This is a genomic window from Paenibacillus sp. 1A_MP2, assembly GCF_052244825.1.
Lineage (GTDB): Bacteria > Bacillota > Bacilli > Paenibacillales > Paenibacillaceae > Paenibacillus > Paenibacillus vandeheii.
In genome coordinates this window covers 3,384,198-3,406,015 of sequence record NZ_JBQQCS010000001.1, presented here as the reverse complement: position 1 = coordinate 3,406,015, position 21,818 = coordinate 3,384,198, and the positions used below count along the sequence as shown (strand labels likewise).

General features: G+C 45.0%; 18 protein-coding genes and 2 pseudogenes. 4 read left to right on the top strand and 16 right to left on the bottom strand.

Annotated features, from left to right (window positions below; translation table 11 throughout):
• Positions 1-73: 73 nt before the first annotated feature.
• The 4 genes from ACTWJ7_RS16670 to ACTWJ7_RS16655 all read right to left on the bottom strand — a co-directional run bounded on the left by ACTWJ7_RS16670 (position 74) and on the right by ACTWJ7_RS16655 (position 3,862).
• Complete coding sequence (locus ACTWJ7_RS16670; RefSeq protein ID WP_024634065.1) at positions 74-553, bottom strand: DUF6530 family protein; 480 nt, start codon at positions 551-553, stop codon at positions 74-76.
• Between the two features lie 104 nt (positions 554-657).
• Positions 658-1,017, bottom strand: coding sequence for a GIY-YIG nuclease family protein (locus tag ACTWJ7_RS16665; protein ID WP_301877264.1), 360 nt, complete (start codon positions 1,015-1,017; stop codon positions 658-660).
• A complete protein-coding gene (locus ACTWJ7_RS16660; protein WP_301877265.1) occupies positions 1,008-2,204 on the bottom strand; it encodes an MFS transporter in 1,197 nt (398 codons plus the stop codon). The genes ACTWJ7_RS16665 and ACTWJ7_RS16660 overlap by 10 nt, the downstream gene beginning before the upstream one ends.
• A 437-nt stretch (positions 2,205-2,641) precedes the next feature.
• Positions 2,642-3,862 (bottom strand): MFS transporter, encoded by a 1,221-nt coding sequence (locus ACTWJ7_RS16655; RefSeq protein WP_301877266.1) that lies wholly within the window; start codon positions 3,860-3,862, stop codon positions 2,642-2,644.
• A gap of 233 nt (positions 3,863-4,095) precedes the next feature.
• Here ACTWJ7_RS16655 and ACTWJ7_RS16650 point away from each other — a divergent pair, with 233 nt between their 5' ends.
• A complete protein-coding gene (locus tag ACTWJ7_RS16650) occupies positions 4,096-4,959 on the top strand; it encodes a helix-turn-helix domain-containing protein (protein ID WP_179132790.1) in 864 nt (287 codons plus the stop codon).
• Between the two features lie 98 nt (positions 4,960-5,057).
• On the opposite strand, the gene ACTWJ7_RS16645 is transcribed toward ACTWJ7_RS16650, so the two are convergent.
• Positions 5,058-5,954: a cation diffusion facilitator family transporter gene (locus ACTWJ7_RS16645; RefSeq protein WP_301877267.1), complete on the bottom strand. Its 897-nt coding sequence runs from the start codon at positions 5,952-5,954 to the stop codon at positions 5,058-5,060.
• 267 nt (positions 5,955-6,221) lie between these two features.
• On the opposite strand from ACTWJ7_RS16645, the gene ACTWJ7_RS16640 reads away from it, so the two are divergent.
• Together ACTWJ7_RS16640 and ACTWJ7_RS16635 are read left to right on the top strand one after the other, a co-directional pair.
• The gene (locus tag ACTWJ7_RS16640; RefSeq protein WP_301877268.1) at positions 6,222-6,758 is read left to right on the top strand and encodes a GNAT family N-acetyltransferase; all 537 of its coding nucleotides are present in this window, start codon (positions 6,222-6,224) and stop codon (positions 6,756-6,758) included.
• A 20-nt stretch (positions 6,759-6,778) separates the two neighbouring features.
• Positions 6,779-7,597 carry a MerR family transcriptional regulator gene (locus tag ACTWJ7_RS16635; protein WP_301877269.1) on the top strand — a complete coding sequence of 273 codons (819 nt, stop codon included), beginning with the start codon at positions 6,779-6,781 and terminating at the stop codon, positions 7,595-7,597.
• A gap of 105 nt (positions 7,598-7,702) precedes the next feature.
• On the opposite strand, the gene ACTWJ7_RS16630 is transcribed toward ACTWJ7_RS16635, so the two are convergent.
• A complete protein-coding gene (locus ACTWJ7_RS16630; RefSeq protein WP_079349171.1) occupies positions 7,703-8,575 on the bottom strand; it encodes a YitT family protein in 873 nt (290 codons plus the stop codon).
• A gap of 121 nt (positions 8,576-8,696) precedes the next feature.
• Complete coding sequence (locus tag ACTWJ7_RS16625) at positions 8,697-9,053, bottom strand: MerR family transcriptional regulator (protein ID WP_301877270.1); 357 nt, start codon at positions 9,051-9,053, stop codon at positions 8,697-8,699.
• Positions 9,054-9,162: 109 nt separating this feature from the next.
• Between ACTWJ7_RS16625 and ACTWJ7_RS16620 the strand changes: the two genes are divergently transcribed.
• The gene (locus ACTWJ7_RS16620; RefSeq protein ID WP_301877271.1) at positions 9,163-9,936 is read left to right on the top strand and encodes an SDR family NAD(P)-dependent oxidoreductase; all 774 of its coding nucleotides are present in this window, start codon (positions 9,163-9,165) and stop codon (positions 9,934-9,936) included.
• A 94-nt stretch (positions 9,937-10,030) separates the two neighbouring features.
• Here ACTWJ7_RS16620 and nspC read toward each other — a convergent pair whose 3' ends face one another.
• The 9 genes and pseudogenes from nspC to ACTWJ7_RS16575 form a co-directional block, all read right to left on the bottom strand.
• Positions 10,031-11,158: a carboxynorspermidine decarboxylase gene (gene nspC / locus ACTWJ7_RS16615; RefSeq protein WP_079349174.1), complete on the bottom strand. Its 1,128-nt coding sequence runs from the start codon at positions 11,156-11,158 to the stop codon at positions 10,031-10,033.
• Position 11,159: 1 nt separating this feature from the next.
• On the bottom strand, positions 11,160-12,398 hold the full coding sequence (locus ACTWJ7_RS16610; RefSeq protein ID WP_094936163.1) for a saccharopine dehydrogenase family protein: 1,239 nt from the start codon (positions 12,396-12,398) through the stop codon (positions 11,160-11,162).
• Between the two features lie 762 nt (positions 12,399-13,160).
• Positions 13,161-14,893 (bottom strand): annotated as a pseudogene (cydC, locus tag ACTWJ7_RS16605) (thiol reductant ABC exporter subunit CydC).
• A pseudogene (gene cydD / locus ACTWJ7_RS16600) lies at positions 14,890-16,727 on the bottom strand (thiol reductant ABC exporter subunit CydD). The pseudogenes cydC and cydD overlap by 4 nt, the downstream one beginning before the upstream one ends.
• Before the next feature lie 69 nt (positions 16,728-16,796).
• Positions 16,797-17,813 (bottom strand): cytochrome d ubiquinol oxidase subunit II, encoded by a 1,017-nt coding sequence (locus ACTWJ7_RS16595; RefSeq protein WP_301877275.1) that lies wholly within the window; start codon positions 17,811-17,813, stop codon positions 16,797-16,799.
• Positions 17,810-19,180 carry a cytochrome ubiquinol oxidase subunit I gene (locus tag ACTWJ7_RS16590; protein ID WP_301877276.1) on the bottom strand — a complete coding sequence of 457 codons (1,371 nt, stop codon included), beginning with the start codon at positions 19,178-19,180 and terminating at the stop codon, positions 17,810-17,812. The genes ACTWJ7_RS16595 and ACTWJ7_RS16590 overlap by 4 nt, the downstream gene beginning before the upstream one ends.
• A gap of 526 nt (positions 19,181-19,706) precedes the next feature.
• The gene (locus tag ACTWJ7_RS16585; RefSeq protein WP_301877277.1) at positions 19,707-20,273 is read right to left on the bottom strand and encodes a TlpA family protein disulfide reductase; all 567 of its coding nucleotides are present in this window, start codon (positions 20,271-20,273) and stop codon (positions 19,707-19,709) included.
• Positions 20,274-20,284: 11 nt separating this feature from the next.
• Positions 20,285-20,998, bottom strand: a complete 714-nt coding sequence (gene ccmA / locus ACTWJ7_RS16580; RefSeq protein WP_301877278.1) for a heme ABC exporter ATP-binding protein CcmA — start codon at positions 20,996-20,998, stop codon at positions 20,285-20,287.
• Entirely contained in the window at positions 20,991-21,812 is an 822-nt protein-coding gene (locus ACTWJ7_RS16575) for an ABC transporter permease (RefSeq protein WP_079349182.1), read from the bottom strand. Before ACTWJ7_RS16575 ends, ccmA begins: the two co-directional genes overlap by 8 nt.
• Positions 21,813-21,818 lie beyond the last annotated feature (6 nt).

The following is a 21,818-nucleotide window of genomic DNA, read 5'->3' as shown; positions in this document are numbered from 1 at the left end:
TAATAAAGAGACCTAAACGGCTTTAGCCGTTTAGGTCTTTGTTGATCAATCCACTTCTGTGTACGTTTTCTTTTTAATAACCCATATCCTTTAATATTTTGGATAATGTGCGTAAACGCTCACCAATCATTTCATCATCATCACTAAGCGCTTGGCTAAACAGCTTAATGTCTTCATTAATTCTCTCATTGTCCGTACAGATCTCCACAGACATCGCATCTCCTTGCAGGCCAACCCGATCAATGACAGGCTGCTCTGGGTCATACAAATGCTCATATCTATAGGCCTCGCGAAAATGTTCCAGGGACCGACAAATGAGGATGGACAAATCAAGCACGCGATGGAGAGGCAGTTCCTCGGATTGTCTTGACCATTTTTCTCCGGTATACCTCCATACCTTGGCTGAAATATCAACCTTTCCTCTGTCGTTCCACTGAGCCAATCCCAGGGAAAGACCCTTTGCGTCGGTATTCCCAGCCATTCGGCCGTCAACCTTCTCATAATTATCCGACACGATAACCGGTTTATGTTTTAACGTTGTAGGTATTTTCAATTTTATTCCCTCATTCCGTCTACTTATTTACTAATTTACTAAACGACGGTTTCATCTTATCTTGATTTTCATCGTTAGTCAAACCTCAATAACTGCATCATCCTTTAATCCTTAGGAGGTCTATTATAGCCATTGTCTCCATAGGGCTGTAACTTTTGGAGCCAAGACTTCAGGAGCTGCTTTTGTTCCCAGCGTATATCCGTCACCTTATCGATATCTTTCTGCTCCAGAACCTCATAAGTGAATGCATCTTCTCCAAATTCTCTCCATTCTTTTTGCAGCTGAGGATTTGCAAATCTCCCTTGATCCAGCTGCATTTTCAGAGTGAACCATTTGTTTTTCAAGTTGGGATAGCTGTCAATATAGATTTTACCGTTTATTTTGTTTTTGATTTGGGCTACGCCCATATAAGTCTTGATCTGCTTGTATTCCTCCAGCAGCTCCTTGCGCTTATTCATATCCATGTCGCTCTCTCCTTTTCCTTGACAATAGGGAGCAGTAACAGCGCTCCGATAACCACAAAAACACCACTCGTCATAAATACACTAAGCAAGGAGAAGGTATCCTTGATATATCCGGAGATAAACATGCCAATTACCATCATTCCCATAAAAATCGGCATGATCGCTCCGGATACCCGGCCAATAAATGCCCCCTCCGTGTTTCGCATAAGAAGCGTCTGAATTCCACCTTGGATACAAGGAAAGAACAGACCACTGATCACGAGCAGAACAATAGTCAGCCAAACTTGCTTAGACGCACCCATTCCGACAGTACAGACAGCATTAACCAGTAAACCGACCAAAAGCAATAATTGTGGCTTTACTTTTTTAGAGATTCCGATGATTGCAGCACCACCAACCAACATGGCCCCCCCATTAGCCATCACCAGCCATTGCAAAAAAGGTTTATCCCGTCCCAAATTCTCAATGACAAGGAAAATTTGAAGCGGCTGAGTCAATCCTGATGCTAATCCGACTGCAGAGAAGGTTAATCCCAGTGTTCTCAAGGATTTATTGGCCCCAATATATAGCAGTCCGTCGGTCATCTCCTTGACGAAGCTGCCGGTATTCCCTGACCTAGCTTCCTCTACATCCCGGGGAAGAGAGGATAATACAAGCGAGGATCCCAGAAACATAGCTGCTGTCAAGAACAGGGATACGTTAATGCCAAACTTAATAAAAATAAAGGTACCGATCACCGGTCCAAGCACCATGAAGACAGCGACCAGCGTTTGGGACATCGCCATAACACCCTGCAATTGTTCGGCGGGTACATGCCGTTTATACAGTTTCATCGCCGAAGGCTGAGAAAATTGCGATAAGCTGGCAGAAACAAATGATCCGATCAGAAGTGCAATCCATCCGCCATTCATAACTGCAAGAAGTACGGCCCCGACAGACAAGCCGGATAACACATCGCTCCAGACCATGGTTCTCTTCGGCCTCCATCGGTCGGCAAAGGTCCCGCCAATCAGGCCAAATATAAAGATCGGTGCAAATTCCGCAACCGAAATCAGTGATATATCAACCGGATTGTTATGTGTCAATTCGGAAACATAAAGAAGCACAGCATAATTCCGAATCCATATTCCCAGTTGTAGCAGCACTCTGGAAAGGATAATGGTTCGAACATATCGATTCGCAAACATTTTCAATTCCCCTTATCCTTTAAGATTTTTACTACCGTGTGCAGCCGCTCCCTATTTATTTCATCATTCTGCAAGGCAAGAACTGAACAATTTCCCCCTCCTATCCACAAACTTTAGATTTACTAATTTACTAAATTACTAATTTACTAAATTACTAATTTACTAAATCACGGCTTCATTTTATACAGGATCACTTCCTGCGTCAACCGTTTTCTTTAATTCCGTCTTTCCACTTCCTGTTTTGAACAGAGAGTGTTCTTAAAGAAACGTTATTTGCTCAGCTCATTCTTACCGTAATTTCCGGGTAAACAATTGATCCGTAAAAACAAAAAAAGCCGCTAGATTAGCGACTTTCATACTCGAACATGTATGATTATGTTGGTTTCACTCTATGAAAAAATATAATCGTGGATCAAAGAGCAGTCTTCAGGGATCTACTAATGGGTACTTGGAATGCTGTAATCCAGTTTAGGGGAAACTGCTTCTTCCGGCTTCAATTGAATGGAACGTTGGCACACCACTGTAATAACAAAGGCTAATAAAGCGAGCACCACAGCTACAGGAGGCACCCACTCTACACCACCCAAATCGACAGCAAGACCTCCGACTCCAGAGCCAAGCGCTATACCCACGTTTGCCGCTACGGGAAGCAATGTGGAAGCAAACGGTCTGGAATTTGGCGCTATTGCTCCGGAGACATCAAACAAATAGAGTTGAGAAGCCGCACTCATGGAGGATGACAGACAACCGATCAGGAACAGAAACGCCAATCCCAGCCATAGATGAGATACGGTGAAACTCAGCCCCAAAAAGATAGCGGCTTGAATAACGAAAAGCCATTTGAGCTTGGGTAAGAAATCTCCCTTTGCTATTTTGGCCCCAATCCAGTTGCTCAGTATACTGCAGGCACCATAGATGAGGAGTACAGCACTAATCCAACCTGCGGGTATGCCCATGGACTGTCCCAGCAACGGAGTGATATACGTAAAGATCACAAAAATACAACTGTTTCCAAGGACCGGAATCAAACAGGCCAGTAGTATGCGAGGCTTCATAAATAGAGCCATCTGGTCGCTGAATGAACCGGCAATGGTCATCGTTTGTCGTGGAAGAATACGGAACATGAATATGAATGGCATCACACCGATGCAGGCCGTAACAACAAACGTCATGGACCAGTTCAGATGCTGTCCGATGAAGGTGCCGAGCGGGACGCCAAGCACATTGGCGATGGAAAACCCGCCCAGTATCCAAGCAATTGCTTCCCCTCTTCGTTCCCGGTTGACTGCGTCGCTTGCAATTGAAATCGAAAGCGATATCGTAAGTCCGCAAGCGACAGCCGAGACGATCCGAATAATCATCAGGGAAAAGAATGTCGTTGAGAAGATCGTTAATACGTTCAAGGCAAGCACGACTGCAAATCCAATTAAAATGGAGTTTCTTCGGGGAATTTTGGCCAAGAATGCAACAGCAAACGGTGTTCCAATCGCATAGGCAATGGCGAAGCCGGATACGAGCGCACCTGCGGCAGCCAGCGATACTTTCATATAGGTTTCGATTTCCTTCAATACGCCCACAATCACGTATTCGGTTGTTCCCAATACAAAGCTAACGAATGTAAGTATTAAAATAAGTAAATTCTCTCTTTTTCTAGTCATGCATAAGCCCTCACAATTCTCTCTAATGTTGCAAGCGTTTCAATTTCTTAAACTAGAATCCATTCCTATCAAATTTTGCTTCCACATCCCTTCCGATCGTTATATAGTACATATTATTAATAGTGAAATTGTACTGTCAGACATGCCAAGCGACAATAAAGGTTGTTGTGGTCTTCTTCCAAAACATTATGCATGTTGTCATTTCACCACAGAATCTTGAAGGGAAGACATTAATGAATACACGCCATGAATCCGAACCAATGGATGAAGATCAAGATTGTATTATTATTTATGTTGGGAAGTTGGCAGACAACCCCCATTGGAGTTTTCCAACCCATAAGCATGACGATGTGCATGAGATTATTTACGTGAATGACGGCCGTGGCTCGTTCACGATTGATGGGATCAAGCACTCCGCCCAAAAGGGAGATCTTCTTGTATATAACAAAGGAACACTTCACGAGGAAAAATCAGATCCCGAATCCCCTTTATCCACCTTCTATTGTGGCTTTCGTTTCAAAGAGGGTACTCGCGCCAACAGCGATTGGGTTGTTCCTCCCGGCAGTGAACCAGTTGTTCGTGCCAACCGTTATTCGGAAGAGATCCGTTCGTTAATGCAGACCATGTTCAATGAATTTTCAATCCGGGAAGAAGGATACGTCTCTATTTCCCATCATCTGCTGCATGCCATTCTGCTGATTATCGATCGGATGTCGCACCATCAGCGCACAGCAAGTGAGATCGTTCCGAGCAATACCCTCGCCGAAAGCATCAAAGACTATTTGGATACGAACTACAGGCAGCATATTAAGCTGAAGGACTTGGCTGATCAATTCCATATTGATTTCTACTATTTAATTCATATGTATAAGAACTGCTACGGTACCTCCCCCTATCATTACCTCATTCAACGAAGAATGGGAGAAGCGACCCGATTGTTGGTTTCTACCAAGAAAAAAATATGGGAAATCTCCAAGTTGGTCGGGTACGAGAACCCAAACTACTTTACGATTCTTTTTACCAAAACGGTTGGTGAGTCTCCGAGAAGTTTCCGCAAGAAGAATCAAAAGGACATGTTCGGAGACCCTTTCAACTAAAAAAACAGGTAGCCATCGGGCTACCTGTTCTGTCTTACATCAAGAAGAGAAAACGATATTCCTGTTTACTGGAAAGTCCTTGTAGTGTCGCTCATGTTTTATAATAAAAGCGCTTCGTTAGGAGCTTCGTCTGGCTCAACGTGAACATGAACAGTGTACACATCATGTTCTCTTAACAATTCGTCCTCTACATTTGTTGAAATATCATGAGCCTTCTGAAGATCCAGATCCGATCGTACAAGAATGACAACATCTACAACAGCATTATTACCGTAACTACGAGCTCTTAAATCTTTAACTGCCTCTACCCCATCAATATTGGCAATCGTGTTTCTGTATACCTTGATGAGTTCTTCGTCAAACCCATCCGTAAGATGGTGTGTAGCTTCCCGAAAAATGTCCCAAGCAGTTTTACATATTAGAAAGCCCACCGCTACAGCTGTTAATGGGTCGAGCCATGGCAGGCCAAATTGGGAACCGATGATGCCGATAACTGTTCCTATACTAACCCAGGCATCCGAAATATTGTCTTTTGCAGCTGCCATAACCGCTTGGCTCTTGATCTTTAAAGCAAGTCTTTTATTATATCGGTAAACCAGATACATCACTCCGGCACAGAAAATGCCTGTCCATGCTGCGAAGATGTCCGGAGATTCGCTTTTCCCCTGGAATACGGATGTCATAGCTTCGTATAACACTTGTAAACCTACTACCATCATGATAAAAGATGCAACCAGTGAGGCAACGGTCTCTGCTTTCCAATGTCCATATGTATGATCTTTATCAGCCGGACGTTGAGCAAGTCTCAGACCGATAAGAACCGCGATTGAAGCTATAATATCGGTAGCATTGTTTAACCCATCCGCTTTCAAAGCTTCCGAATTAGACATATAACCGATGACCATTTTAATTGCAGTCAGACAAATATAAGCAATAATACTGATGATTGCTCCCTTTTCTCCCAGTTTTAAGTTGTCGTACTTTATTTGCTCCACTAACGTAATCCCCCTGATTCTAACTGTTTTCTAGCACTTTACGATGGTATCATCACGATATTGTGTGGGTCTAGAGAAACGTTTTGAACCAAGTAAAACAATGTCTGTACAATGAAAGAGTTTGACCCCGACTAAAAAAAGTTGTAATAAGTAAACTTACTTTAGGAATTGTGATCTCTGCCATATTGCTTGACTCTGGTATCGTACCAGGGTTTATCGTGAATGTAGCGCAAATATGGCTTTTACAAATTAGGAGTGGTTCAGTTGATGTTGCAAAAACAGTTTGACCAAGTGTTTGAAATTATGAAGCAGTCGTTTCCCGAAGCTGAATATCGGGAATATTCAGAACAGAAGAAGCTGCTGTCCAATTCATGCTATCACCTTCTCACAGAAGAGAATGAGCATAATGAAGTGATTGGCTTTCTCGCAGGCTGGGAGTTCGAGTCGTTCAGATACGTCGAGCATGTCGCTGTTTCCCCGAACATTCGTGGAGGCGGCATAGGCAAGCGCTTAATGGAGCGTTTCATGAAGCAGTCCGCCAAGCCGGTTATATTGGAAGTCGAATTGCCAGAAGACGAGCTGAAGCGGAGAAGGATCGGATTTTATGAGCGCCTGGGATTCTACCTGGGAGATCATTCTTATGTTCAACCACCTCTTCGTGCTGTAAGGCAGCAAAACTTGTCATTACAGATCATGAGTTATCCGGCAAAGTTGACCTCGACACAATTTGAAATGGTTAGAAAATTGCTGTATAAGGAAGTGTATGGCGCGCCTCCAACTTACGCGCACACATATAATAGCTAAGTGCAAATGAGGATAAAACGATGAAAAATGATTATAAAATCAATGAGATTTCTAAGCTTTACGGAATAGGTGTTGACGCACTTCGCTATTACGAAAAATTAGGGCTGCTGCAGCCCCGGCGAGACGGAAACGGGTATCGGCTGTACAGCCTCCAGGATATGTATAAACTGAATATCATCCGGGACCTGCGTCAGTTGGATTTCACTATGCAACAGATCAAAGCGTATTTGGATCAGCAAAGTGTCGAAAATACGCTTGAATTGTTATTCACGGAACAGGAGCTGATTAAGGAACAAATCGCCAAGCTCGAAACTACGCAGCGTATTATCCAGGGCAGAATCAAGGTGTTGACTGACGCAAGCAGCATTCAGACGGGGGTTTACTCTATCAAAACGTATCCTGATCGGCCTTGTCTGCAGCTCAATACACGTATAACGCGGGACGAGGAGATGGATTATGCCATTAAAAAACTGCATCAAAAGCATAATAGTCACATTCCCGACTTCGGCAACCAATTGTACGGTGCATCCGTCTCACTTGAGGAATTAAAGCATGGTGTACGGGATGTTTTCAACTCCGTTTTCTTTATCTTTAGTCCTGACGATTCTGGAAAAATCGAATATGATTATTTCCTGCCAGCTGGCGATTATCTGTCATTATTTTATCGGGGTAACTACCGTCAAAGTCATGAAAAAATGCTTGAGGTCGTTGCATATGCCAACGAAAATGGGTTCCGTTTAATGGGAGATCCGTTTGAAATTTATGAAATTGATAATCGAGATACGATCATTACCGAGCAATTTCTGACGGAAATACAGTTACGGATTGCCAAGGAATGAAGAACTCCACAGGGAGTAGAAGTTATTGATTCGGCTTGAGACAATAGCTTCTATTCCCAAAACAAAAAAGCCGCTATATTAGCGACTTCTATGTATATTTAGGGATTAGTGAATATCTTTCTTTTTGAAATTGCCACCCTTCACTTCGGCTACATCATAAACTACAACAAAAGCATTGGGATCAATTTCGTGAATGATATCCTTGATCTTGCTTTCTTCCATACGGTTGATTACACAAGTGATTTCTTTGAATTGTTCATTGGAGTAACCCCCGTAAGCATCGGTATAGGTTGCTCCACGACCTAAACGGTCGCGAATCGTTTCGACCATGATCTCAGGTTGATTTGTGATAATTTTAAAGGTTTTGGATCCGCTCAAACCTTCTTCAACAATATGAATCACTTTGGAAGCAATGTAATAAGCAAGTGCGGACAGAATCGCCCCTTGAAGACCAAATACGGTTGAAACAACAATAAAGACAAACATGTTCAGGAATAAGATTAAATCACTCGTTCCAAAAGGTAATTTCCGTGAAAGCAGGACAGCCAACATATCTATTCCATCCAATGCCCCACCATTACGCAACGCCAAACCCATACCAAAACCGATGATAATACCACCCACGACGGTAATTAACAACGTATCCCCTTGAATAATCGTAGGTACATGGTGCATAAGGCTTGTACCCACGGCTAACGAGGCAATACCGATGATGGAATAAATAGCGAAGCTTTTACCGATCTGTTTATAACCTAACCAGACAAATGGAATATTGATAATACCAATCAGCATCCCTAACGGTAAACCAAACAGTTGTGAGCCTACGATACTCAGACCTGTCACACCACCGTCTGATACATTATTTGGAATTAATATGGCTTCCAGACCATATGAGGTAATAAAAGCCCCGATCATAATCAGCAATACTTTGGAGATGATTTTCAGCTTGTTAGACTTTTGCACGTTCCTTTGATTCATTCCTTTTCCCCTTGATGAACAAACATAAAAAATAGTCTATAACAAAATTCACTATTTTGGCAATAGATCGTCATATATGCAACCACTGAATTCGCTCTGCTCGTTCCTCGATCAGATTACATTATTTCCCGATTAATACTCGATATGCCGTAATTTTATTCTCCAGCATCTGATCTGCTAACTGAAGTGTGTGCATCTGCTGTTGAATCGCCTCTTTGTGCTCTTCCAGCAACTTTAAACGCTCTGCAGCCGTATGCTCACCTTCCTGAAATAAGGATGCGTACTTTTTGATGATAGCGATGGGCATTTGAGTCTCTTTTAGTTTGATTACAAAATGCAACCATTTCAGATGCGATTCGTTGTATCGTCTATCTCCACTAGTATCACGGAGCGGTATGATAATCTGCTCCTTCTCATAATAACGCAATGTGTGGGCACTGATACCGAGTAGTTCAGCCACTTCACCGATTGTATGCATGGTGATCCTCCTTCTATATTCCGCTTGACTTAGAGTAAGCTCTAATCAGTATAATCAACACGTAGTCATATCACAATAAATAATGAACTGAAATCCAGGAGGAATATCCATGAAATATACAGTGATTACCGGTGCCAGTTCGGGCATTGGCTATGAAGCAGCTTTGGCTTTTGCGGCTCGCGGCAAACATTTGATCCTGGCTGCACGCAGAAGCGACGAACTGGAGAAGTTAAAATCGAAAGTAATTGAAATTGATCCTGAGCTGGACATCGTCATTCGCATGGTGGATCTGTCCATCGCTGCCAATGTCCATGCATTCTACGAAAGTCTCCATCATTACTCTATCGAAACATGGATTAACAACGCAGGATTCGGAAATTTTGCTTCGGTTGGTGAACAACATCTACCTAAAATCGAACAGATGCTTCATCTGAATATAGAAGCATTAACCATTCTTTCTTCCCTGTATGTACGTGATTATGCAGAGGTAGAGGGCACACAGCTCATTAACATTTCTTCTGGTGGTGGATATACGATCGTGGCGGATGCAGTAACCTACTGTGCAACAAAGTTCTATGTAAGTGCCTTTACGGAAGGACTTGCACAAGAATTAAAAGGCAATCATGCAGCAATGCAAGCAAAAGTACTCGCGCCTGCTGCAACGGAAACGGAATTTGCAAAACGATCTTTTGATATAGACCAGTTCGAATATGAGGGCCGTGTTCCCAAATTCCATACAGCAGAACAAATGGCTGGATTTTTGCTTGAATTATATGACAGCGAAAGCGTCGTCGGTATTGTAAATGGATTAACCTATGAATTTGAATTGAAAGAACCGATCTTTCCGTATGCAACGAGAGCAGCCTCGAAACCCAACGAATAATCATAAACATAGCCGTTAACCCATCCTATGTTAAACGTCAAAAGGGAACCTGTGATCAGGTTCCCTTTTGCTCTTGCTATATCTGTAAAAAGTATTAAGCCAGTCTCATTTTGAAGTCCTGATAGCCAAACTCGCGAACCACTTCGCAATCGCCATCTTTTCTTTTCACGGCAATGGCTGGCAACGGCATGCCGTTAAATGTATTGGTTTTGACCATGGAGTAGATCGCCATATCCTCAAATACCAATCTGTCACCTGTTTTGAGTGGTTGGTCAAATGAATAATCGCCGATTACATCACCCGACAGGCAAGTTTGCCCACCCAAACGATACAGGTGTGGTTTTTCTCCCGCTTCTCCCGAACCGATAAGCGGCGGGCGATACGGCATTTCCAGCACGTCCGGCATGTGACATGTGGCCGAGGTATCCAAAATGGCAATGTCCATACCGTTCTTGTGGAAATCGAGCACAGAAGTGACCAGGAAGCCCGCGTTTAGAGCAACTGCTTCGCCCGGCTCCAGATATACTTCCAGGCCATATTTCTCCTGCATGCGTTTGATGCAAGCTTCCAGTCTTGGAATGTCGTAATCTTCGCGTGTGATGTGATGACCACCGCCGAAGTTGATCCATTCCATTTGTGGCAGCCATTGTCCAAACTTCTCTTCTACCGCATTCAGCGTCGTTTCCAGATCGTCTGAATTTTGCTGGCACAATGTATGGAAATGCAGTCCAGAGACACCTTCCAGCAGCTCTGCGCGGAAATCCTCTTGTTTGGCACCAAAACGGGAACCAGGAGCACATGGGTCGTAAATCTCATGCCCCTCCTGTGTCGAGCATTCAGGGTTAATACGCAGGCCCACTTTGCGTCCAGCCTGAAGTGCCTTGCCCTTAAATTTCTCCAGTTGGGAGAATGAATTGAAAATAATATGATCGGAAATCGAAAGGATTTCATCGATCTCATCTTCACGATAGGCTGGGGCGAAGACATGGTTCTCTTTGCCCATCTCCTCATGACCGAGGCGGGCTTCATACAGCCCGCTTGCCGTTGCACCGCTCAGGTATTCTCCAATGAGCGGATACATTGTGGTCATGGAAAATGCTTTTTGAGCCAGCACGATTTTGGCTCCTGTACGTTGCATGACACCGTTCAGGATTTTGAGATTTTTCTCGATTAGTCCCTCATCAACAACAAAGCATGGCGTCGGTAATTGCTCAAACCGCATCTTAACGAACGAGCTCCGATTCTTTGGCTTCTTCTGGCAGTTCGTCAACGAGTACCGGATTGAAATCTTCAACCCATGGGAGACCCCATTTGTTCAACTCTTCCATGAATGGATCCGGGTTGAACTCTTCAACGTTGTATACGCCTGGTTTGTTCCATTTGCCAGTCATCACCATTGCTGCACCAATCATAGCTGGAACGCCTGTTGTGTAAGAAATAGCTTGGGAACCGACTTCTTTGTAGCATTCTTGGTGATCACAGATGTTGTACACGTAGTACGTTTTGTCTTGGCCGTCTTTTTTACCTTTGAAAATGCAGCCGATGTTCGTTTTGCCCACAGTACGTGGTCCAAGGGACGCCGGATCTGGCAGTACCGCCTTCAGGAATTGCAGCGGAATGATTTGTTTGCCTTCGTACTCGATCGGTTCGATCGATGTCATGCCCACATTTTCAAGGGCTTTCAAGTGCGTAAGGTAGCTTTGACCAAATGTCATGAAGAAACGGATACGTTTCAGACCAGGCATGTTTTTAGCCAGGGACTCCAGTTCTTCATGATAAAGCAGGTACATGTCTTTCTCGCCAACTTCTTTGAAGTCATAGACACGTTTAATTTCCATTGGTTGAGTTTCGATCCATTCGCCTTTTTCCCAATATCTTCCGTTAGCCGAAACTTCGCGGATGTTGATTTCAGGGTTGAAGTTGGTTGCGAACGGATAGCCGTGATCCCCGCCGTTGCAGTCCAGAATGTCAATATACTCAATTTCGTCAAAGTAATGCTTCAGCGCATAAGCAGAGAATACACCCGTAACACCTGGGTCAAATCCACTGCCGAGCAGAGCTGTAATTCCGGCTTTTTCAAAACGCTCTTTGTAATCCCATTGCCATTTGTATTCAAATTTCGCCGTATCTTCCGGCTCATAGTTAGCTGTATCCATGTAATTTGTTTTCGTTGCAAGGCAAGCATCCATGATTGTCAGGTCTTGGTAAGGCAATGCCAGGTTCATGACGATATCCGGTTTAACTTCGTTGATGAGGGCAATCAGTTCGTCAACGTTGTCAGCATCCACTTGAGCTGTTGTAATTTTTGTTTTACCGCCGTCCAGCTTGGCTTTAAGGTCGTCACATTTGGATTTCGTGCGACTTGCGATGCAGATTTCCTCGAATACTTCGCTGTTTTGAACGCATTTATGAACTGCTACTGAAGCTACGCCGCCGGCGCCGATGATTAGTGCTTTTCCCATTTTCCATTCTCCTAACCCAATATGAATTTTTTTAAAAATTAACTTTATTATTTTTCTCATTTTTCACTTTTCGCCCGTTTTGAAGCAACAAAAAAAGCAAGGTGAAAAATGCCACAATCGCGCATCATCACACTTGCTTGTCGATATACATCATAAAAAAGACGCAAAGTCTCCATAACTAAAAAAGTTCAAAAGAACTCCTCCAGCGGAAAGCTTCTTCATGTATATCAATATCAGATCAGAGTCTATATAGCAAATAATTCGCCTTTACCACTCTTATTGACCGTTTCACAAGTTGATGTGCAGGTGCACTGGTTGTAAAGTAACCAACTTATAAAATTTGAGCTTTTAACTCAATCAATAAGGCAACATAAGTTGCCAATCGGCGTTTGACCCGGCTGTCCGTATGGCCTTAACTTCCTTTTGGGGAAGTGGTCAAAAATTATCTGCTGGAAAGACCTGATTTATGTTGATATATCTGCTTTCCAAAATCACAGGTCTTACGATATCAGATACATTAAAAAAAATCAAGTGATCACTAAAAATTATTTATTTCATCATTTTGGAACTCGCGTTCTACTCGTATCCCACAACAGGTTTTCTCTGCTATACAACGTCTACGGCGACCGGCAGCTCTGGGATAACCGCACACGTACGATGTGATAACAGTGTAAACGTGTGCGAGTGTATTTTTTTGTATGGCGAATGTTAAATCTGCGATGAAGTACACTCTTTCATTTGCATCAGTGCATATCTTGCTCTTTACACTCCAGATACTCCGATCATTTGCCGCTCAATCATCTTCATTTCATAAAAATAGCCTTTTCGCTCCATTAACTCCGCATAGGGGCCGGCCTCCACTACCCTTCCCTCTTCCATGACCACAATCCGATCCATCTCTTCCAGACCCGTAAGGCGATGACAGATCATTAGAAGCGTATCCTCTGCCGCTTGTGCATAGAGGTGTTTCATCACACGTTCTTCTGTAACATAATCCAGTGAGGAAGTAGGTTCGTCGAGAAGCCACAACCGTCCCTTGCGAAGCATCGCCCGTGCCAGAGCCAGCCGCTGCTTCTCGCCGTCCGACAGGTTTTCCCCTTTTCATAGACTACATCCGTTAAAGATGTATTGGGTAGCTGTACTTTTTCCAACACATCTACCAGTTGTTCATCCGAATGTTCTTCATCATTCAACAGCAGGTTATCCCGGATCGTTCCCCGGAAGAAATGACTTTGCTGCAGCACGACATTAGCCGATTGCCAAATGCTTGTCTCATCCAGTTCATTCACCGAAATGTCGTTTAAACGGATCTCCCCGGTCGTGGGTGTTCGCAGTTTAAGCAGTAATTCAATAATCGTTGATTTTCCTGATCCGCTCGGTCCGACAATTGCCGTTTTGGAGCCCGGTAAAATATGCAGCGAAATGTCCTTTAGTGCCGGTCTCCACTCCCCTTCGTATTGAAACGTAACACTGGAGAGCTCAAGCGATACCGCCTGATTACCAGATAACGCGCCGTCGGGCTGCGCAGACTCAGACTGTACATCAGAGGTCTGTATGGTTTCCGTCAGTCTTTTCGCAGCATGCTCGCTATCCTGCTTATAATAGGGTAATGTAGCCATTGCTGCAGCTTCTTCGAAAACGGTTAGTGAGGCCATAACCAGCATTGCAAGAAACACGCCAGCTAGCGCTCCGTCAATAATAAGATAGGCTCCAAGCGTCAGCACGCCCCACGAAATAAGAAACGTAACCAATGTGTGCATGGATTGCCCGCGCAGCAAGTGTCCGGCAGCCCGCTGCTGCTGAACCGTCAACGCCGTAGAAGCCTGCTGAAGCTGTTGCTCCCGCTGTGCCAGTTGTCCGTACACTTTCAAATCCCGAAATCCATACAATACTTCGGTGACTTCCGTGGAAAGCAGCGCCCGTTGCTCGCGAACACGTCCATGTATTTTCCGCTGCCCAAGCAAAACCACTCCCGGTACAACCAATGCCGTTGTGAGCATGCCTAATACAAACAGACCCGCAATCCAGAATGAAAAGGCTGAAGTAAACAACACCGTAGCCAAGAAGACCATGACCACAATGATCGGTGGATAAGCAACACGTAAAAAATAATGCTGTAGACTCTCCACATCCCCAACGATTCGGGCAAGCAGATCCCCGCTTCGCTTTTTGTTCAATATACCCGGCGTTAAAGGAATGAGTCGGGCAAAGAAGGATGCACGCAAACGGCTAAGCATGGAGAACGTTGCCCTGTGGGAATACAAGCGCTCCCCGTAACGACTCGCAGCCCGAAGCAGGCCAAGCAGCTTGACCATTGAGGTGAGTACAATTAAGGTGTAGAGCGGTGGAGCAAAGACCGTTTGCGAAATCATATACCCACTCGCGGAAAAGAGGGCCACTCCTGCTATTCCGGCAATAAACCCAGCTAGAATCGAAAGGATAATATCCTTTCGCTCCTGAATCAATGCTTTGGATAAAATCGCTAGCTCATTCATGCTAAGCCCCCTTTTCGTTGAACATCAATCATCTCCGCATACGCGGGTAGTCGCTTCAGAGACTCTTCATGGCGTCCCGTATCCACTAACACACCGTGGTCCATAAACAATATGCGGTCGGCATGTTGAATGGTATATAGCCGATGAGCCACCGTAATCATCGTCGCCCTCTTTGCCAATGCGGCAATGGAGCGTTGCAGGATCTGCTCTGTGTGCAGATCCAGACCCACCGTGGGTTCATCAAACAATATGATGGAAGGCCGCTTCAAAAAAGCACGTGCCAAGGCAAGCCGCTGTTTTTCCCCACCAGACAGACCTCGGCCACCTTCACCAACCAAGGTATCAAAGCCCTGCTCCAATTGTGCAGCCACTTCGGCAAGCCCCGCATCTTCTGCCGCCTGCTCAATTTCAGTCCTGGAGACGTTCCGACCCGCACCAATCGCAATGTTCTCCGCAAATGTACCTGCAAAAATATACGGATGCTGTGTAATGTAGCTGACCTGTTCGAACCATGCAGCCTCATCATACTTGGATAGCGGTTGTCCATTGACCAGAACCTCTCCTGATGCTGGTTTCAGCAAACCCACAATGAGATGAAGTAACGTCGTTTTCCCTGAGCCGCTTTTGCCGACAATGGCAATATGTTCTCCCGGATCAAGCTGGACCCGCCCAGTTTCAAGCTCAAATGATTCTAGCGCGTATCGAAATCGGAGATGGTTTAATGTCATGGATGGTGGCATGGAACTGTCATTGAAAATGTCCATTTGCAATGTACCTATCCCGTTCTCCCTTTCCATCCGATTCATGCTGTCGACCTCGTCGATTCCATCGGATGTACCTAATCCTCCTTTTCCATCTACCGACTTGCTCTCTCCAGCCGTTGTCTCGAGCATCTGCTCTACCTTACGAACCGCTCCCATACTTGTTCGCCCGCTATGAAAGGCGGTTCCCGTATTTTTCAACAAACTGTAAAACTCGGGAACGAGCAGCAACACGAGAAACGCGGTGTGGAACGACATCGATTTGAATACAAGCAGCTGGATTGCCAGTTCGAGAGCAACGATACCGATACTTAACATGACGATCGATTCCAGCATAAAGGTATTTGTAAACGCAATCCGCAAAATGCCCATCGTGGCATCACGATAATCCAGACTGCTGCGTTCAATTTTCTTCTGCTGGCGATGTGCCCGTCCGAATATCTTCAACGTAACCAGCCCTTGAAGAGAATCCAGGAATGTACCGGAGAACTCGGCCAGCTGCGCATATTTTTCCTCTGATTTGTTTTTCGTTTTTAGTCCCACCAAAATCATGAACAAGGGAATAAACGGGGCCGTAAACAGCATAATGAAGCCTGAATTGGCATGCTGCATAAACGTTACAATTAAAATCAGAATCGGAATGATGGCAGCCTCCATCATACGCGGCATATACAGACTGAAATAACTGTCAGCCTCATCCACAGCATCTAGAGCAACGCTGACCTTTCCCCTGTTTGCCCACGAAGGGTTGATGGCATCGACGCATGGGTCAAATGTTGCAGCACGGCTGCCCGCATATTCGTCTTGGCACTGGCAGCCATATGCAAACCAACCTTCCCGTTCCCATAAGACAACCCTGTACGTACGACCATGGCAGCTAAAAGTAACCCGAGCAGCATGACGACCGACGAGAGGGAAGCTTTCTCCACGAAAATCCGTTGAACTGCTTCAGCAAGCAGTGCGGCCTGACTCACAATGGCTATACCGAGTGCGAGTGAAATAAGAGCCATGAGCACGAGACGTTTTCGCTGGCCAGACATTTGTTGAGCAAGCAGACTTGTTTTCCTCTTCATGCAAACGCTCCTCCTTTCTATGAACCTATGAGGCAGGCTACTCCCTCACTTTGCATAAATAAATTCACTCTATTTTTTTCCCTTTACATAGTCCGCATCAAACAGAAACAGTCTGAAGACCAGGAGCAGGGAAGGAATCAACATACACATGCCACCGATAAACACAACAACCAGTGCAAAGCCCATCGCTGGTGAGGTGACGCTGTTTTGAATTGTAATGTACGGATCAAGGATATAAGGATATTGACCAATTCCGTAAGCGAAAAAGGCACAGAAAAATTGCAGCATGATACATATAAACGCTAATCCGTAACGGCGTCCGTTGTATAACAGCCACATCGCAATCATGAAAAATGCAACGGAAAGCGCAAGCAGCCACCATAAATCCATCATATTTTGAAAATGTCGCTCATTGTGCTGCCCCAAATATATAAATGCAGTCAGTGCGATAATAATCGTCGGTGTACTCCAGAACAGGGCATAGTTCCGTACCAGCTTCAACGCAGAGTGATCCTCTGCCCGAGATGCATAAAAGGCCAGAAATGAGCTGCTTATGAACAAGACGGACACAATCGCCAGTCCAACGATGCTCCATGATAACGGATTGGTAAACAGCGTCCAGAAATCCAGAGAAACCGTCGAACCCTCCTTCACGATAAAGCCGCCTTCAGACAGTGTTAGCGCTACTGACAACGAAGCAGGAATAAGCAGACCTGACGCCCCGTATAGAAACAGATACACGATATTAGTTTTGGAGCCATAGTTCTCAAAGGCATAAAACGAACCACGAATGGCGAGCAAAATGACCGCAATGCTTCCCGGTACGAGCAGTGCTGATCCGTAATAATATGCCGTGTCCGGAAAGAATCCAACGATGCCAATATAGAAAAAAACAAAAAATACATTCGTAATCTCCCATACCGGGGATAAATAACGGGAGATCAGACGATTAATCAGGTGATCCTGTTTCGTCAAGCGTGCATAAAAGGCAAAGAAGCCCGCCCCGAAATCAATGGAGGCTACAATTAAATAGCCATACAAGAACAGCCAGAGCACCGAGATGCCAATCAGCTCGTAACTCATCATGCATTTTCACCCTTTTCTGTAGTCGGATTGCTCTTCTCCTTTTCCCTCATCCATTTCTCCATCTCGACTTCTGCCGGATTATTGTTGAACAAACGTCTTAGCACGAGAACACACATGACTCCCAGAACGATGTAGAGAAGCAGGAAGAAGAAAAAGATCATTCTTATGTTGGGTGATGAAGTGGCGGCTTCCTCTACACGCATATATCCTCGAATAATCCACGGCTGTCGTCCAAGTTCAGCATAGAACCAGCCCAGCTCAACCCCGAGAAAAGCCATTGGCGCGCCCAGGGCTATGATTCCAAGCAGCCACTTGTTCAGTTCATTGCGCTTTTTCCAGAACACAAACAGGAAATACAGAACCGAGATCGCCAGCAGAGTAAATCCGATTCCAGCCATCAAATCAAACAAGTAGTGAACGAGCAGCGGCGGCCATTCGTCCTTCGGAAACTCCTCCAGTCCGGTTACCTCGGCATTAAAGTCACTAAAGGCCAGGAAGCTGAGCAGTTTCGGCAGGTGAAGAGCTCCTATAATTTCATGCTCTGCATTCAGCCAGCCTAATAAAATCAAATCCGCGCCGCTTTCCGTCTCAAAATGCCACTCTGCCGCTGCTAGCTTCTCCGGCTGATGCTCTGCCAAGAACTTGGCGGACACATCTCCAGCTAACGTGTTCAGCACGCCAAACAGCAGCACCACCGCCATCATGAGGTTCAAGGCTTTTTTGTGGTATGCGGATACCCCTTTTCTCAGCATTGCAAAGGCTGCAATTCCGGCTAACAGGGCAGCTCCTGTCAAATAGGCCGAGCTTAATACATGGAACACCTTGGAAAACGTCGCCGTATTCAGCATCGCCTGTATTGGGTCAACCGCTGTGAATTGGCCTGCCTCCATGACAAAGCCCCCAGGCTGGTTCATGAAGCCGTTCACCGTCGTAATAAAGACGGCAGACATACCTGCCCCGGCAACAATCGGAATCGTCAGCAGCCAGTGAATGTACGGATTTTTGAATCGATCCCACGTATACAAATAAATGCCCAGGAAGATCGCTTCAAAAAAGAACGCGAACACTTCCATAAATAGCGGAAGTGCAATGACGTTCCCCGCCAATTTCATAAAATTCGGCCATACCAGGGCCAGTTGCAGTGATATCGCTGTGCCGGTCACAACACCTACCGCCACAGAAATGACAAACCCTCGTGACCACCTCTTCGCCATTAGTGTGTAGTGAGGATCTTTTTTACGGATCCCCATGAACTCTGCAATAGCGATCATTAGGGGCACACCGACTCCAAGTGTCGCAAAAATAACGTGGAACCCTAGCGTCATGCCTGTCACCAGCTTGCTCCACATCACCGTATCAATTGCCATTCTTTACTGCCTCCTTTCAAACTCTGTTCGATTTTTGCAATGATTTGATGCTTTTAATCATTAGGTCAGTCAGCCCTTGAACTACTTTCAATATCAGGATTGGGCGGCTACGCCATTGGTTCAGAATTGGTTTAAAAAGCGCTCCTCCGATGTTGTATGTATAAAGAGAATTTTTTCACAAAGTTAGTGACGAAGGAGTCTTTGCCCAACCAAGTTCTGAACGAGACCTAATAGTTAAAATTATTATATCTTTGTGAATGAGCAATTCAATCACTGACACGTCTTCGTCCCTAAATGTTCAAGAAAGGATCAACTCTTTCCGACAACTCGGTGAAAAGCGTAAAAAGCACCCAAAGGGGCTATTGATTCATTGGGCAGAACCGTGGTATTGCATTTCATTTCCACTATGGGTGAAAGGTGTTTTCGAAACCCAACCGTTTGCAGTTGTTCTGGCTCTTGTAGCTTACAAAAAACAAAAGAAACCGCTCATATAGCGGCTTCTTTTGTTCTTAAATCTTACAAGGTTTCAATTCTTTTGTTGGACGGTGTCCTCCAGCCATTGCTGCAAGGGAATATCCTTGGTCAACTCACCGAGCAAAATGTGACTGAACATGCCTTCCTGATCTATGATCATGGTCGCTGGCAGACCGGTGATGCGATACAGGCCGGAGACCTTTCCGGTCACATCAATGATTACAGGGAAATCGAATTGCTGTTTATTCATAAATTCACGAATGGTCCCCTTCGCTTCCCCTACGTTGACAAACAGGGTCTGCACGTCTTCTTGATATGTCTGAGCGATCTGATTAATCATCGGCATCTCCCTCACACAAGGGGTACACCAGGAAGCCCAAAAGTTAATCATCACAACTTTGCCCCGATAATCGGAGAGCTTCACCTGTTCTCCGGCTGAATTAACGGCAGTAAATTCAGGAGCAACTGCACCGATTTCAATAGCACCGATTCTTTGGGTATCTGATGATAAATTCCCTTGGTAAATTGCCCACGCAGCGGTCAGCAAAGCAGCGATTCCAATCAGGATTGTGATGAAACGTCTTATTCTCGCGCTTTTTTTTGCACTTTTTTTTCCCAATTGATTCACCTTCATTTCAAGCCGAGACTATGATGAAAAGCGGCATGAAGCGACCCAAACTGTTGACGAAAGTCCTCTGTTGAGCCATCTCCTACATTACGTCCTTTGTTCATAAAAACAATGTGATCGGCAACATCATCTGCAATCTCAAGCTGGTGGGTGGAGAACACGACCATATGTCCCTCCTCCTTGATTTGTTTGATGAGATTTGCAAATTCCTGCATCCAGAAGGGGTCCAGTCCATTCGTCGGCTCATCCATGATCAGCAGCGGAGGCTTGGCCAACAGAGCCTGGGCAAATAACACACGCTGCCGCATTCCCTTGGAAAAGGTCGTGACCCGCTTGTTTTTTTGCTCGGCCAAGCCTACCAGGGTTAGCACTTCCGATACTCGCGCTTTGGGGACCTTTCTTAGCGCCGCCCAGAACTGGAGCACTTCCTCTGCTGTCAGACCCTGATTGAAATGATAATCATCCGGCATATATCCGATCTGTTCCGAATACCGCTTTCGTTCCTTGGACCAGCGCATTTTGTTTACCATGATTTCACCCGAGGTAGGTTGAAGAATACCTGCCATCATACGCAGCACAGTACTCTTTCCGGCCCCATTTCCTCCACATAAGGCAAGCACATGGCCAGAAGAAACGCGAAAGGATATATCTTCAACAATCTGTTGTTTTTTGATGGATTTGCACAGTCCAACAATCTCTGCTTCCACGTTATCCATGAGAACGCCCCCTCTCCCAGATCCCGTAGACTGCCACAATAGAACATGCTATCCACAGCAGGCATATCCCCGTAAAAATCCAGCTTCCGCTGGATGGTTGTACCCAATCAACCCACTGATAATATTCAGGACCCAGTATGGAGCCTCCGCCAAGTTTGATCACAACAAACAATCGTACCAGCTCAGCCGGATTGATAAAGGTTAGAACGGTGAGTAAGGGTTTTACCCACTGATAAGGCATAAGTCCCAGTACGGAGATTAGAAGTGTCGGCCATCCGATCACAGCGAAAAACCAAACGGATACGGATATCGTTAACGCTTGCCACCGATTTTTGGATAACGAACCGATGAACAATGCAATCGTCAGAAATAGCAGCACCAGTCCGCAGGAAAATACCAGAAACAAAAGGTAGGTCATCACATCTAAAGGGCTGCCAACCCATCCACTAAGAAGTCCCATCAATCCATATCCGAATGTAACTATAGTCATTAATACCACCGAGAGACCTAGATATTTTCCTACGATAAAAGACATCGTGCCGATGGGGTATGTGGACAACAGCTGCCAACTGCCCTCTTCCTTTTCAGAAGTCAACGAGAACGAACCCAGAAAGAGAGTCATCAGCGGCAAAAGATAAAGAATAAGATTTAACATGGAACCTGTCGTGCCAGAGTATCCTGCTACAAAATTCTGAGAATTAATGATCAGCAAACTCAGACTAAATACGCAGAAAAGAATCAAAAATGAATAGGCCCAAGGATTGCGAAACCCCATTTTCATTTCTCGTCGAACGACTTGCAACATATCTCCCATCATGGA